The 14259-nt window shown below is 42.4% G+C and carries 16 protein-coding genes; 9 read left to right on the forward strand and 7 right to left on the reverse strand.

Going from position 1 to position 14259, the window contains the following annotated elements; translation table 11 throughout:
* Positions 1-13 precede the first annotated feature (13 nt).
* Together A7985_RS01770 and A7985_RS01775 are read left to right on the forward strand one after the other, a co-directional pair.
* Positions 14-1348: a sigma-54-dependent transcriptional regulator gene (locus tag A7985_RS01770; protein WP_065789998.1), complete on the forward strand. Its 1335-nt coding sequence runs from the start codon at positions 14-16 to the stop codon at positions 1346-1348.
* Positions 1348-2640 carry a sensor histidine kinase gene (locus A7985_RS01775; RefSeq protein ID WP_065788722.1) on the forward strand — a complete coding sequence of 431 codons (1293 nt, stop codon included), beginning with the start codon at positions 1348-1350 and terminating at the stop codon, positions 2638-2640. The genes A7985_RS01770 and A7985_RS01775 overlap by 1 nt, the downstream gene beginning before the upstream one ends.
* A gap of 35 nt (positions 2641-2675) precedes the next feature.
* Here the strand turns inward: A7985_RS01775 and A7985_RS01780 are convergent, their stop codons facing one another.
* The 4 genes from A7985_RS01780 to A7985_RS01795 all read right to left on the reverse strand — a co-directional run bounded on the left by A7985_RS01780 (position 2676) and on the right by A7985_RS01795 (position 5107).
* A complete protein-coding gene (locus A7985_RS01780; protein ID WP_065788723.1) occupies positions 2676-2966 on the reverse strand; it encodes a hypothetical protein in 291 nt (96 codons plus the stop codon).
* Positions 2967-3084: 118 nt separating this feature from the next.
* Positions 3085-3729, reverse strand: coding sequence for a 2OG-Fe(II) oxygenase (locus A7985_RS01785; protein ID WP_065788724.1), 645 nt, complete (start codon positions 3727-3729; stop codon positions 3085-3087).
* 84 nt (positions 3730-3813) lie between these two features.
* Complete coding sequence (locus A7985_RS01790) at positions 3814-4515, reverse strand: CTP synthase C-terminal region-related (seleno)protein (RefSeq protein ID WP_065788725.1); 702 nt, start codon at positions 4513-4515, stop codon at positions 3814-3816.
* A 121-nt stretch (positions 4516-4636) separates the two neighbouring features.
* Positions 4637-5107, reverse strand: coding sequence for a low molecular weight protein-tyrosine-phosphatase (locus A7985_RS01795; RefSeq protein WP_081310470.1), 471 nt, complete (start codon positions 5105-5107; stop codon positions 4637-4639).
* A 238-nt stretch (positions 5108-5345) separates the two neighbouring features.
* Between A7985_RS01795 and A7985_RS01800 the strand changes: the two genes are divergently transcribed.
* The 3 genes from A7985_RS01800 to A7985_RS01810 all read left to right on the forward strand — a co-directional run bounded on the left by A7985_RS01800 (position 5346) and on the right by A7985_RS01810 (position 7942).
* The gene (locus A7985_RS01800; RefSeq protein WP_065788726.1) at positions 5346-6209 is read left to right on the forward strand and encodes a serine hydrolase domain-containing protein; all 864 of its coding nucleotides are present in this window, start codon (positions 5346-5348) and stop codon (positions 6207-6209) included.
* A 263-nt stretch (positions 6210-6472) separates the two neighbouring features.
* Positions 6473-7384: a hypothetical protein gene (locus A7985_RS01805; protein WP_065788727.1), complete on the forward strand. Its 912-nt coding sequence runs from the start codon at positions 6473-6475 to the stop codon at positions 7382-7384.
* An 81-nt stretch (positions 7385-7465) separates the two neighbouring features.
* Entirely contained in the window at positions 7466-7942 is a 477-nt protein-coding gene (locus A7985_RS01810) for a hypothetical protein (RefSeq protein WP_065788728.1), read from the forward strand.
* 38 nt (positions 7943-7980) lie between these two features.
* Here the strand turns inward: A7985_RS01810 and A7985_RS01815 are convergent, their stop codons facing one another.
* A complete protein-coding gene (locus A7985_RS01815) occupies positions 7981-8454 on the reverse strand; it encodes a hypothetical protein (protein ID WP_065788729.1) in 474 nt (157 codons plus the stop codon).
* Between the two features lie 220 nt (positions 8455-8674).
* On the opposite strand from A7985_RS01815, the gene A7985_RS01820 reads away from it, so the two are divergent.
* The 4 genes from A7985_RS01820 to A7985_RS01835 all read left to right on the forward strand — a co-directional run bounded on the left by A7985_RS01820 (position 8675) and on the right by A7985_RS01835 (position 12583).
* The gene (locus tag A7985_RS01820) at positions 8675-10159 is read left to right on the forward strand and encodes a bifunctional 2-methylcitrate dehydratase/aconitate hydratase (RefSeq protein ID WP_065788730.1); all 1485 of its coding nucleotides are present in this window, start codon (positions 8675-8677) and stop codon (positions 10157-10159) included.
* Positions 10160-10328: 169 nt separating this feature from the next.
* Positions 10329-10739 carry a nucleotide triphosphate diphosphatase NUDT15 gene (locus A7985_RS01825; RefSeq protein WP_065788731.1) on the forward strand — a complete coding sequence of 137 codons (411 nt, stop codon included), beginning with the start codon at positions 10329-10331 and terminating at the stop codon, positions 10737-10739.
* A 157-nt stretch (positions 10740-10896) separates the two neighbouring features.
* Positions 10897-12048, forward strand: coding sequence for a YHYH protein (locus tag A7985_RS01830; RefSeq protein WP_065788732.1), 1152 nt, complete (start codon positions 10897-10899; stop codon positions 12046-12048).
* Between the two features lie 25 nt (positions 12049-12073).
* Complete coding sequence (locus A7985_RS01835; RefSeq protein WP_065788733.1) at positions 12074-12583, forward strand: hypothetical protein; 510 nt, start codon at positions 12074-12076, stop codon at positions 12581-12583.
* A 67-nt stretch (positions 12584-12650) separates the two neighbouring features.
* Here A7985_RS01835 and A7985_RS01840 read toward each other — a convergent pair whose 3' ends face one another.
* Both A7985_RS01840 and A7985_RS01845 read right to left on the reverse strand, forming a co-directional pair.
* A complete protein-coding gene (locus tag A7985_RS01840) occupies positions 12651-13532 on the reverse strand; it encodes a hypothetical protein (RefSeq protein WP_065788734.1) in 882 nt (293 codons plus the stop codon).
* Positions 13529-14218, reverse strand: a complete 690-nt coding sequence (locus A7985_RS01845) for a hypothetical protein (protein ID WP_065788735.1) — start codon at positions 14216-14218, stop codon at positions 13529-13531. The genes A7985_RS01840 and A7985_RS01845 overlap by 4 nt, the downstream gene beginning before the upstream one ends.
* Positions 14219-14259 lie beyond the last annotated feature (41 nt).

The raw sequence follows: 14259 nt of genomic DNA on the forward strand, positions 1-14259 counted from the left end.
GAATAATAAACACATGGACAAAATACTTATCGTCGATGACAATCAGGCGGTGCTGCAATCTCTATCACTACTCTTTGAATTACATGACTACGATGTTGTCGTAGCAAGTAGCCCTTTTGAGGCTGAGCAGGTGGTGCGGTATCAACGAATTGATCTCGTTATTCAAGATATGAACTTTACGGCAGACACAACCTCTGGTGAAGAAGGTAAAGTGCTGTTTCGAAAGTTGCGTGAATTGTCACCAAACTTACCAATCATTTTACTAACAGCATGGACAGAGCTTGAAATGGCCATTTCCTTGGTAAAAGCGGGGGCCGCAGATTATCTCGCGAAACCATGGAATGATGACAAACTGCTCGTGTCGGTTGCCAATTTAATCGCCCTTGGGAAAGCCAGTTCAGACAGCCAGCAGTTACAAAGGCAGCAATTTGAGCGCGAAAATTACAGTGCTGATGCCGAACTAGCGGGTCTTATCTATGAGAGTGTGGCCATGCAAAGAGCGGTGGAAATGGCATTGCAAGTTGCTAAGTCGGATGTATCTGTTTTGGTCACGGGGGCAAATGGCAGTGGCAAAGAAAAAATAGCGCAGATCATTCAAGCAAACTCAAGGCTTGCGGACAAGCCCTTCATTAAAGTCAATGCGGGAGCGCTGCCTGATAATCTGATTGAAGCTGAACTATTTGGTGCAGAAGCAGGTGCCTACACAGGCGCAAATAAAAAACGAGTCGGGCGGTTTGAAGCTGCAGATGGCGGCACTTTGTTTTTAGACGAAATTGGTAATCTACCTTTATCGGGACAAATGAAGCTGCTTAGAGTGTTGCAAACGGGTGAGTTTGAACGCCTTGGCTCTGTTGAAACGCAAAAAGTAAATGTCAGAGTGATTTCTGCGACTAATGCAAACCTCTTGAATGATGTCGCAGCTGGGAAGTTCAGAGAAGATTTGTTTTATCGGCTTAATGTTATAGAGATAAACTTACCAAGTTTGGCCCAACGCATGGATGATATTTTGCCGTTAGTCAGACATTTTTTACCTAACCGCGCAATCAGTATAGAAGCTGAAAGGGCATTATGTGCCCACAGTTGGCCAGGCAATGTACGTGAACTCGAAAATGCATGTAAACGGGCTGGCGTATTGAAACCTGAAGGAGAGCTGTTAGCGCAAGACTTTGGTCTGTTAGGCAACATAGCGCCACAACCGAGCAAACAGCACGTGGCAGAGCCCTCCAAACTCGAGTTACAACAGGCGATGCATCAATGCCAAGGTGTTATCGCGAAAGTTGCTCGTCAATTCGGAATGAGTCGCCAAGCGCTTTATCGTCGGCTGCAAAAACATGGAATCGATTACTGATGTCGGGTGCTTTGGGTAAGTTAAAATACAAAATCATCGCGTTGATCTTTATCAGTATTTTTATATCTTGTTTGCCAGTAATTTGGTTTTCAACTTGGCAAAATTGGCTTGCATTGAGTACTTTTGCAAGTTTAAGTTGTTGCCTATTACTGAAGCTATTCTTTCAAAAACTGATGAAGTCGGTCGAGGCGTTAAACGTTGGGCTGTTGAATTTTAAAGACGGTGATTTTTCAAATCAATTGGCTTATCAAAAAGACGACGAGTTTGGCGAGTTGTGCCGACTCTATAATGAGACGGCTCAACAACTTAGAAAAGAAAAGCAATGGCTGTATCAAAGGGAAATGATGCTAGACAAAATGTTGCAAAGTGCACCACAGGCTTTGCTGTTAATTAATGACAGTGGTGTAGTGGTGTTTGCTAACCAAAGTGCTCAAAACTTGGTAGGTAGTATGCAAGCGCTCGAAGGTTTATCTATCTCGAAGCTGCAAGAAACAGCGCCGCAAGAAATAGCGACCGCCATAAATTGTGCGCAAGATGGCTTAATCAGTATTTGCCAAGGCGATGCAGAAGAAGAGATTTGGCATGCGTCTGTGGGTGAAATATTATTGAATAATCAACACCACAACCTTTATATATTCAAGCAACTCACCCGGGAATTAAACCGTCAAGAAGTGGCCGTTTGGAAAAAGGTTATCCGTATTATCAGTCATGAATTGAATAATTCACTTGGGCCGATTTCGTCAATGTCGCATAGCGGAAAAATCATTGCGACTAAATTGGATGACACAAGATTACATCGGGTATTCAGTACAATTGATGAACGCATTACGCACCTTACGGAGTTTGTGCAAGGTTATGGAACCTTTGCCAAGTTGCCGATGCCAAGTTTGGCAACCATAGAGATTCGTCCACTACTTGAATCGATTCAGCTGCAATGGCCAAGCCAAATTAAATGTGAGGTAGAGACAGTGCAAGCTGATAAAGGACAGCTGGAACAGCTGATCATTAACCTATTAAAAAATGCGCATGAGTCAGGCTCTGAAGTTGACGCTATTTCGTTGACCGTGGTGGCCACAAAGGGCATCACAAAACTACTTTTCGAAGATGGTGGCCAAGGCATGTCGGAGACGGTATTAACGAGCGCACTCGTCCCATTCTATTCTACTAAAAATAGTGGAACGGGCTTAGGTTTAGCACTGTGTAGAGAAATTGTAGAGGCACACAACGGGTATATTAATTTGAGCAATCGACCTTCGGGCGGCTTATGTGTTGAAGTTGGGCTACCGAGTTAGTGATTTGTTTTGCGTTGTGTCTAAGGCTTGGGGTTTTAAGATGGTTCGCAGTCACCACGTTGCTCAAGCCAAGTTAAGGTGTTGTGAGTCAGAACTATCGTGCCTGAGACAACCAAACTCGCAGCTGACACGAGGCCAGCGCCAGCCATCAAGGCGGCACAAGCTTTATCTGAACACCCCCCCAAATAGCCCATTTCTTCTTGTGATAAAACGTGCTTTCGTTTTGTGGTTTGGCATTGCTCATCAAAGTAATGCACCTCTTTGGGCACAAAAATACAGCCTGAAAGGACGCACAATATTGAGGCTGTCAGTATAAATATTCGCATGATGATTCCCTATCTTTTTCGCTACATTATCGGCTTAGGGTGCAGATTAAAAGTAAAAATATGTAATTGAGCACAGCTCGCTCCACATCAACATGGAGCGAATGGAACGTGAGCGGGTTTAGCGTGGAGGATCTATATGGCCTGCGGTGCTTGCGTTAATTCTAAACCAGCCTGCGATGGAGTATCTGGATTTTCGTGCAGGCAGTACTTCATGTGGAAACTCATCACTCAAAAACGTGACCAATGTTCCTTGTTTTGGTAGCACGCGGCACAATTCTTTTTCATGATCATTTGGGTCATAAATTACAAGCTCTCCGCCATGCTCTGCTTGCCATTGGTCATTGAGGTAAAATACCGTTGTGAGTACGCGGTTAGCTCTGCCTTTAAACGCATCTAGGTGTTTTTTATAAAATGCGCCTTCTTGGTAGTGTGCAAAGTGGCTTTCGTAACTGAACAGACCCATAAACAAGCGCCGATTTAAAAAATCTTTCAGCTCGTCCATCGCTTGAATATAGCCTAATTCCAATTCATTATTTTGCTCTAACCATAAGATCTTGTCGCGGCGGATCTTGGCGTTTTTTTCATGATCACTCTGTCTACCTATCCCAGCCGTTTGGAACTTGTCTTCCTCTAACGTTGCAATTCGTTTATTGAGGTTTTGTATGATTTGGGGGTCCACGGCATTTTCGATAATGCTGAGACCGGTTGCACGCAAATCATCGGCAATTTGCGCGTAGACGTTTTGAGAATCAAAGTGGGACAAGGTACACCTCCAAGTATTGTGGAGGCTTTTTACCTAATCAATGATGAAAAGGCAAGCGATACTTCTAGACTTGCCTCTGCAACGCTATAAACCTTGATTTTGCACACATGCATTAACAAATGCTTGGATCAGAGGCGAACGTCTTTCGCTCAGCACCGCGCGCTCTGGTTGAAATAACGTGGCAATATAAAAAGGATGCACCGTGAGCTCCACAGCTCTGACTTCTTTAGTTTCATCATCTGCTGAAGCAACTAGCGGCCCTTGCAATAAGGTGTGACGAAACTCGTCGTTTAGGCCATACCTACAACGGTAGCCTTCCTGAATTGCTGTGGTGCCATATATTGCTGCCAATTGTGAGTGAGCAAAGATGTTTACTGTTTCAGTGGTCTCAACCAATGCGCAAGCAAGCTCCGAAATGACAGGCCTTTGGCCCTGCGGGCTTGACTCTGCATGTGTTGCATCGTTCCAGCCGATTACATTTTGAGCGTATTCCAATATGGCGTGTTGAAAGCCACCACAAGTGCCCAAAAATGGTATTAGATTTTCTCGCGCGTATCTAATAGCACTTAACGCGCCATCAGCATTTACATAAGGGGTTTTTGGTACGCACCAAATACCATCAAATACGCTTAAATCGGTATCTTTGACATTTTCAGTTGCTAGCCAAGAAGCCTTAATTTCAAGCCTTAAATCATCAGCAGCGACATCCAAAGAAAGAGGGATACCTTGATGCGCAGGGACCGATGGGTCATAGTCTCCAACTAAGGCAATTGATATACTTTTCATCTCTTTTCCTTAAGTACTGAGTTACAATTAGTATGTTTTCATTATGGGTAAAAACATACTGTTAGTCTATCGAGTTGAGAATGGAATTGTGAAGAATTGTTCCAATTATTGGTTCGATGGGTTAGTTCAGTGCCTTTATAATGTTTTCAGAGGCTGTTTCTACTAGGTCTAAAACTAATTCAAATCCGTCACCATCTCCATAATATGGGTCAGGCACTTCGACGACGTCCATGCCTGCATAAGTTAAAAATAAATGGAGTTTATGCAAAAAGGCTGGTGGACAGTTCGCCTTTAAATCAGCAAGGTTGTTTTTATCCGCGCACAATATTAAATCGAACTCTTCAAAGTCGCTTTTAACAACTTGGCGAGAGGTAATGCCTGAGAAGCTATACCCACGCTTTTGACCTGCTTTAGCACTGCGCTTGTCTGGTGAACTACCTTCGTGGTAATTAATGGTACCAGCTGAGTCTATAATGAGCGTGAGTCCTTGCGCTCGCGCTTTGGCTTTCATTACCGCTTCCATAGTCGGAGAGCGACAAATATTCCCCATACAAACAACCAGTATTTTTTTGACCGATGTATTCGCTGCCATGTTTTGACCTATTGATAATAGTTTATTTTTAGTGTTAAAAATTAACACTCTCTATTATGCAAGAAAAGCGATTAGCGGGCTTTTTTGCAATTTATAAGCTTTTTCATACGTGGATACATGAGAGTAAGCAAACATGTTGCGTGTCGCGCAAAATAGCGCACGCGACGTGTATTTTTTATTTTCTTAAATTTGTCTCAGTTTGCTGAGTCTAGTAGCCAGTTTATTAGAGGATTTATCATTGATTTATTGTTTACATAGTCCAACAAACAGCGTTAGTTCAGAGCAAGACAAAGTTGTCCCGTGGTGGAGCTTCACAAAAACCGCCATTGCCACACTCATTTTGAAGCTTACCGAACAAGGCTATTTTAAACTTGATGCTCAATTGACGGGTAAGCCTTTTACTTATCGGCAATTGTTGCAGCATACATCAGGGCTAACTGATTATGGTATGCAACGAGACTACCATCAGGCGGTACAAAATAGCGAAGATGCTTGGTCTACAGAGGACATGTTAGCGCGTATTCAAGTTGACTCATTGCTGTTTTCACCCGGTCAAGGATGGCGTTATTCAAATGTGGGTTACTTACTCCTAAAACAAGAGATTGAGCGCTGCTTCGAAGTGCCATTTGGTTTAGCGGTTCAAAAACACTTGTTTACGCCGCTTGAGATAACGAGTACACGGGCAATTGAATCAAGGTTTGAGTTTGACCAACTCAAAGTGGCGGATACTAGCTATGACCCAAAGTGGTGTTACCATGGTTTACTTGCAGGAAAGACGCAAGATGCAGTGACATTCTTGCATGCACTTATGAGCGGTCACATTATATCTAAACCCTCACTGAGAGAGATGATGACGCCCTATAACCTCAACTTTGATGTGGGAGACAGGCCATGGCAAAACCCTGCGGTTGGGTTAGGTGTGATGTTAAACAATAGTGAGACAATGAATACCATGGGTCATACTGGTCAGGGTCCACAAAGTTGTTTCGCAGCATACTATTTTAACCAGAAAGAGCCTGTGACTGTGGCTGTTTTTGAGCAAACTGGATTGCAGGCAATCGTGGAACATAAAGCCGTAGAGTTGGCGAAAACCTATACGTGAAGATGAACAATTGGATTCGACAATATATAAAAGTAAGGAATTAGCGCATTTTGTGCTTTTTTGTATATTGAATGGGTACGGTGCTTTTGAGATACCAAAAAAGAGTTATTTACACAGTGGTAAATAACTCTCGCAAATACATGTGGTTATCAAGAGTTCTTGTAGTCCCGTAGGTTGTCTCAGTGTGTAGATGGGCAGTACGTTTTCAAGGCGGTGCCCTACATTAAACACAATTATTAGAACAAAAAGAACAGAGCATTGAAGTGATTAATTCGTTTTTAAAGTGCATTACAGACGTCGGTAAGCAAATACACAACAAGTATTTTGAGCAGTCTTATAATCCCAAAGCATTTACAACAGGCCCTGCCCATGGTGAAAAGTCTTGGTCTGCTATTCGCATGCGCATTGAGGAATTGAAGCAACTAGACCGCTATTACACGGTACTGGGGTCGAGTGGGCATGAGTATAAGTTTGGAGAGCAGATAAGTGCTTATTCGCTCAGACAGTACGAAGAAAAAATGGGTTTTGAATTGCCTGAGCAAGTGTTCACGCTTTATCAAGAACTTGGTAATGGGGGGGCAGGGCCTGATTTCGGTTTTTTCAAACTGCAAACACTTGCACTTTATCACCCCCAGTTACCTTGGCCCGGTAGTGACTGTTTTAAACACCCAACGCGGCCTTTTACAGATATTCAAGCAGGTATGATAGGCGTGCTTGAATTATATTACGCCCACATGGGGTGCGTAATAACGACAGGTACACACGTTGGACAATTAGTTGAGTATTGTGACGAGCAAGAATTTTTGTTTGAGTCTCAAGGGGATCTGATTGATTTTTATCACCGTTGGTTAGATAAGCATTTGAGTTATTTTAATAAGATAAAACGTTTACTAGTAGAAACAAGAGACGTTGCAAAAACGCTTGAGATACTGGAAGGTAAGCTGTCTGTGAACAGCGATGATCGACTGCTAACAATATTAGGCTTATTTGATTTTCCTGAAGGTAAAGAGCTATATCCAAGCGCTTATTTTAGCCATAAAGTTACGCCTGATGGCGATTGTATAACAAGCTTGGAACCACAATACAGACGTTTTTTAAATCGCAAATTGGCGACTTATTTAGAGCAAGATAGTAGCTATGTGTTGTCTTTTATTAAAGAGGAATTGAGTGGTTAATGAATTGTAATTTATTTGTTTATTTTTGGTTTTGTGTGTGCGATATTGAGTTTCTGTTAAAGGTAAAATTAAGGATGAAAGATGAAATATCAGGTAGCGTTTTGCACACTTTTAGTATCGTGGGCAGCCAGTGCACAGGTAAAAGTCACGGTAGATCCTAGCGAATGCAAGCAAGTAAGTTTGTATGGCGAAGTGGCATATGAAGAAGCGGGGGTTACGAATATATCTACAACTCACGAACTGACGCTTAGATGCCCCATTCCAAACCCCAATGGTAAGCAATTTAGTAGCCTAGAGATTTGGAAAAACCCTCATCGCACCGTTTATTGCAGCCTTGTTCGCAGACATTGGGAACACTATGTGAACAAGCCGACGCTTAATGTAAAAAACTTCACGCTTTCAAGCTATCCGGGGTTTTTGTTACAGTCGGTTTCAGCAAGTGGTATTGGTGGTAGCGACAGAGACATTGGTACAGCTTACCATTTTGAATGTCGCATTCCTGCTAAAACAGGCAATAACCAAACCTACCTAGGTGCATATACTTACATTTTTAATTAATGGATAAGGTCGTCTAGGGCGCCCGCTTATTTTAAACATCAATTTGCCAAAAATTTTGAGTGTGTCATTTCTATTTGCACATATTGATCGATTAGCAACTGGCAACGCATGCTTTGATTAAAGCGAACGAGTTCACAGGCGAGACAAGCGACGGATTTGTATGCTTGTAACGCCGCTTTTCTTGTTGCTAAATCTCTATCTGCGCGCACGAGATCTTCTAGTGCGTTAGCGGCTACCTCTAAGTAAAACTCTTCTTCTGAATCGTCAAAAACGGGACAGTGGTCAAATCGATAACTGCTCACTTCGGCAACACGCCTGACTGATACGGTATTTGCATTCGGCGAGCAAAGTAGCTGAATGCTCAAATCAAATGCTTGTTTGTAAGTGTTGCTGGCCTTTTCTTGTAAGCCAAAAAAGTATGCTTTTTCTGCGCGTGCAATCAGTTGATTATATTTAACAACTAATGATTCAGAGTCATCGGAAGAGACTAAAGTGAGTTTTCGAGCGACCATATACTTTCCCTAATTAATTTAGAGTATTTACCTGTGCTGATGATTAAATTTCGCTATTTGCAAATGATAATGAAAATAAATATCATTTGCAAAGGTTGCGCGTAAATGAATGTCTAATGACTTAGATTGTGTGCAAGCCTTATTCATTTAGATCGAGCCATGCAAAACGAAGCTCGACTGGGTGAGAATCATCTAACAGCGAAAAACAGGAGTTATAAGTATGAGCGCGAATGTCGATTTGGCAAATCGCCCGGATTACGATCAGGAAATTCAGGACATAGCCGATTACGTTATTAATTATAAGGTTGAGTCACAAGCGGCATTAGACACCGCAAGAAACTGTTTGATGGACAGTTTAGGGTGCGGCTTTTTGGCGCTCAGGTTTCCGGAGTGTACAAAACATTTAGGCCCACTTGTTAAAGGAACTATCGTGCCCAATGGGGCGCGTGTACCAGGCACGCAATTTGTTTTAGATCCGGTAAAAGCTGCGTGGGATATTGGTTGCATTATACGCTGGCTCGATTTCAATGATACTTGGCTTGCGGCGGAGTGGGGCCACCCGTCAGACAATTTAGGCGGTATTTTGGCTGTCGCTGACTACATATCTGCACAGAATATTGCAGTAGGGCGTTTACCATTGACGATGCAAGATGTATTAGAAGCTATGGTCAAAGCTCATGAAATACAGGGCGTTATGGCTTTGGATAACAGCTTTAATCGAGTTGGATTATGCCATGTTTTATTGGTGAGGCTCGCAACAACGGCTGTAGTAACGCTGATGATGGGCGGCACTCGCGGACAGATTATGGCTGCGATTTCTCAAGCTTGGGTCGATGGATCGGCGCTGAGAACATATCGCCACGCGCCAAATGCGGGGTCGCGTAAATCATGGGCAGCAGGCGATGCAACGTCGCGAGGCGTAAGGTTGGCAGATATTTCACTGCGGGGAGAAATGGGGATCCCAGGTGTATTAAGTGCGCCCCAATGGGGCTTTTATGATGTTTCTTTTAGCCAGACAAATAAAGATTTAGCCTTAAAACCACAAGCCCAGCGCACGTTTAGCTTCCAACGAGAATACGGCAGTTACGTAATGGAAAATATTTTGTTTAAGCTGAGCTTCCCCGCTGAATTTCACGCACAAACAGCTTGTGAAGCTGCGGTGATACTACACCCGCAAATAAAGCACCGATTAGACGATATTAAACGCATTGAAATTACCACACATGAATCAGCTATCCGGATCATCTCCAAGGTAGGTGAATTGGCAAATCCGGCAGACAGAGATCATTGCTTGCAATACATGACGGCTGTCCCGCTATTATTCGGTAAGTTAGTGGCTGAACATTATGAAGATGCATTTCATCATGCCCATCCGGAAATAGACGTTTTGCGTAATAAAATGGTGGTAATTGAAGATAAACGTTACAGCGCGGACTATCTTGACCCTGAAAAACGCGCCATTGCAAATGCGATTCAAGTCTTCTTCAATGACGGTAGTTGCACAGATAAAGTCGAGATTGAATACCCAATAGGTCACAGAAGACGCCGTAAAGAGGGCATACCTGTGCTAGAAGAAAAATTTAAACACAGCCTTTCAACTAGATTTCCAGAACCTCAATGCGAGCATATTTATAAGTTGTGCACAGACGCAGGTGAGCTTGCTTCAACCCCAGTTAATCGTTTTATGGATTTGCTCGTAATCTAGTCGTTTTCCAACGCAGAGGCAGCCCATTAGTGAGCTGCCTTACTTATTCATAATATATTTTATGAATTGCACCATGTAGAATCAGTATCTGTATTTCAGTATTTTGACGATTGCTAGTCAGACGTAAAGCTGAGTATTACCACCTGAATTATAAAGAAAAGGAGCAATCATGGACAACAACGTTAGAGTGGGTGTAGGCGTTATTTTGGTGCGAGACAACAAAATACTATTAGGAGAGCGTATAGGCGCACATGGCGAAAACACTTGGGCAACACCAGGAGGACACTTAGAGCTTGGTGAAAGTGTTGAAGAGTGCGCGATAAGAGAAGTATTAGAAGAAACTGGCTTGCAAATTGTAGAACCCAAAAAGGTCGCCTTTACCAATGATATTTTCGAACAAGAAGGCAAGCACTATATTACTTTGTTCGTTCAAGCCGCCTGTCCAAGAGGGGAGGCAAGCATAATGGAACCGGAAAAATGCAAGTCATGGCAGTGGTTTGCGTTAGATAACCTCCCTAAACCTTTGTTTCTGTCTATGCAAAACCTATTGAAAGAAAACGGTGAATTAAACCTTACCTGATTGAATCTCATCATTTTTATTTTTCAAATAGACAATAACTTTAAATAAATTAGTCTGCTGCACAGTATTTGCACAATCAACTCCTATAGTTAATAAAACTGCAAGAATAGTTCTAAAAACCTGATCGCTGTTTTTGAATGCTTTAGGAGTGAAACAAATGAAATGTGACAATTTTAATCTTAACCAAATTAACCTGACCCAAATTATGGCAATGGCGTTGAGTGCGTCTATTTTGGTGACCACTGGGTGCGGTTCGAGTTCAAGTGATAGTAGCAGCAATCAAGTTAACACTAACGCCCAAGCAGATAACAGCTCCAATACAACAAGCAATAACACGACCAATTCAGATAATGCCTCGTCTACAGACAATTCAGATACCAATACAGATTCTAACAGCGGGGACAACAGTGGCACTGACAGTGGGGACGACAGCGGCACTGATTCTGGAGATGACAGTTCTAATGGCACTGCACAAACAGAGGGGTCTACGGATGGCGTGCTGTGTGATTATACATACAGCGAATTTAATAATTCGGCATCTGTGCAGGCAACCAGTAATGCAGATTGGAGCTGCAGCGGGACAGCACGTCAACTAGTCGCAAATGGCATACCCGATCATGCAACTGGCACATTTCCTAACCAAGCAAACCCTAATACCATCAGTGAAGTGAATGTTTCGATAGCTTACACCTTAACACCCACAAAAACCGATACAGCCAGCACCTTAGGGGGCCCGAGGGGCGCGACGGGTTATGTATTAAACGGGGTTAAGATTGATGCAAATACAGCGGGATCGTGTGATGATTCTGGTAACAGCTGCAGCCTTGTTGGCAATACTGGGAATTGGAGCATTGAGGCGCTTGGACAAACCAGTTTCGATTTTGGCACAGATGATAACAACGCACATGTCCAGCCGGACGGTTCTTACCATTACCATGGCATGCCAGAAGGGTTTATTGCGCTAAGAAGTGATTCTCAAGTTGTAATGACTTTGATTGGTTGGGCAGCGGATGGGTTTCCAATTTATGCCAGATATGGTTACAGCGATGCAGAAAATGCGCAATCTGAATTAAAGGCGATGCAAGGCAGTTACCAATTGGTCGAGAATGTCAGTAGTAATCGCCCCTCTACCTCGGTTTATGCGCTGGGCACATTTGCACAAGATTGGGAATACGTGGCCGGAAGTGGTGATCTGGATGAATGTAACGGGCGCTTTGGAGTGACGCCTGAATTTCCAGAAGGTATTTACCATTATTACGCAACTGATAGCTACCCATACTTTCAACGCTGCGTAAAAGGCCAACTTTAATAATTACCGTGTGGAGTAGGTTGAAATGAGACATTTATTTAGCGCAATTGTTGCCGTGAGTCTGGTCTTTTGTGCCACATCGAACGCTCATTTAATGGTTTCAGAGCACGGCACATTAAACTTTGACGACTCTGGCGTGTATATGGTGGTGTCATTAAGTGCTTCCAGCTTTGGAGAAGCTGATAGAGATAAAAATGGAAAGCTGTCGCTCACTGAGTTTTCAGCCGCGAAAGACAGCATTATTTTGACTATTCAGGACGAAATCTATATGAGTCAAAATGAAGTCAAAAAGCAACTGCAAGGGACTATGATTTCGCCTCAGGTTGCTCACCATGGTAATGGCACCGATATAGATCAAATCGTGGTAATGGGTAAGTTTACAGCCGTAAACCATAAACATAAGCTACTATTTCATAATGGTTTGTATGGTCATGGAGCTGAGCAAAAGCTGACGATGACAGCAAAATATAAGCGCCTTGGCTTAAAGCAAAGGTTTGTCCTGACACCAAAACAGCTCAGTGCCAAAGTATTTTAAGAGAGCAAACTTTTGAGAGGACAAAAGAGTGTTGCAAATCAGTTATAGCAACACTCTCTTAATGTAACTAACATTGGTTTTGGATATTAGTGACATAGCTAGCTGGATAGTGAAGAATCCAGTTTCTCAGGTTTTTGATGACAACATACTCACAAGACTGCTCAATTACGCTAGCTCTTAAGAACTGCTTTGTGTTCTTCTTTTTAATGTGCAGTGTTTGTTGCTGTGGTGTTTGACTGTAAGTCCCTGACAAGTCTTTCTTTAAACTTTCTACAGCGCGAACAAAAAGCGCTTCATAATGATCCGCAATATCCGCTTGTCCATCCATTAGCGCAGTCGCTGTTTCTTCACTCCAAGTTGAACCATGAACCTCGATGATGTTCTGATACATTAAATTACTGAGCTTTTTACGGCTTTTAGTTTTACTTGATTTAGGCTTTTCGATCCAAGCAATGAGTTTTAAAGACAGCTTATTCATGTCCTGATTAGAAAAGAAGATCGGCTTAACATTTACTGTTTTGTCGCCAGCAACAGGAAGCTGTTTCACCACATAATCGCTCATATCTTCCGTTAAAGTTACGTGAGTAACTTGTTTTGAAGCTTCAATAAGCGGTCCAATATAGCGGTTTGCTTCTTCTTGTTGTTCTTTTAACCTTTGTTCTTTTAATGAACTGTTTATCGCTGCGTGAGAAAAAACCTGTACTAACGCGGCGCCAGGTGTGCCGTAATACATGACTTGGGCACTGTCGATAGAACGATCATGAGAATACTCGCCTCGGATCTCGACTGGGGCATTCAAATCTAGATAAAACTTGAATTCGCTTTGTTCGATAACGTCGTCTTTATTAAGTGACTTAGCTACGACATAGTCATCTCTTTTAGGAGATTTGCAGCCCGCTAAGGCTGCAATCGTTACTAAAGAGACTAAAAGTTTCTTTATTCTTATCATAAGAAAATCTTATTGATTGTCTCTTTAACTTGTTCAACAGCTTGATAGTAAGCGTTTGTTACACCAGGGAATTTCTGCTTTGGCTCATCCCACTCACCTTCAACAACTACTTTTTTGTCTAGCTCTAGATATTGAAGATATTGGTTTGTTTCCAAATCTACTGAATACACTAAGCCTCGAACATAACCTTGAGGATCTGTATTTGGAACGTAGTTTGTGTATCCTCTGTATGCGCCGTGAGTTGCAATGTCTAATACAACAAGTACATCAATATTCTTTGACTCTTTTAGAGAGCGGAAATCTTTTTTCGCGTAGCCCAATTCACCTTTGAACTTTTTAAGCTTTTTAAATTCTTGCTCTGTTAGTTCAATAAACTCTACAGAACCAGCCTTCGCTTTATAGCCTTCAAGTAGGATTTGCTTGCTTGACTCAATATCGCTAGTTGGTAGAGATTCAAGGTGTTTAGATAAAGACGAGTTTGCTGCTACGGCAACACCGTAACAAAGCAAACAACCTGCACCGTAGATATTTGTTGTTGGTTCTTCGATTACGTCAACATATATCCCTACGCGCTTTTCTGCATTTAGAAGTTGTTTTTGTAATTGAACAGGAGGCTGTGGAGTTGAACCACAAGCTGCCAAAAACACAGTCAGTGCCGCTGCAAAAATTAATTTTATCGCTTTCATTGTTTCACCTTTTAAAATAAAGGCGAAATTCTAGGCACATC

The organism is Pseudoalteromonas luteoviolacea (assembly GCF_001696455.1).
In the GTDB taxonomy this organism is placed as follows: domain Bacteria; phylum Pseudomonadota; class Gammaproteobacteria; order Enterobacterales; family Alteromonadaceae; genus Pseudoalteromonas; species Pseudoalteromonas luteoviolacea_C.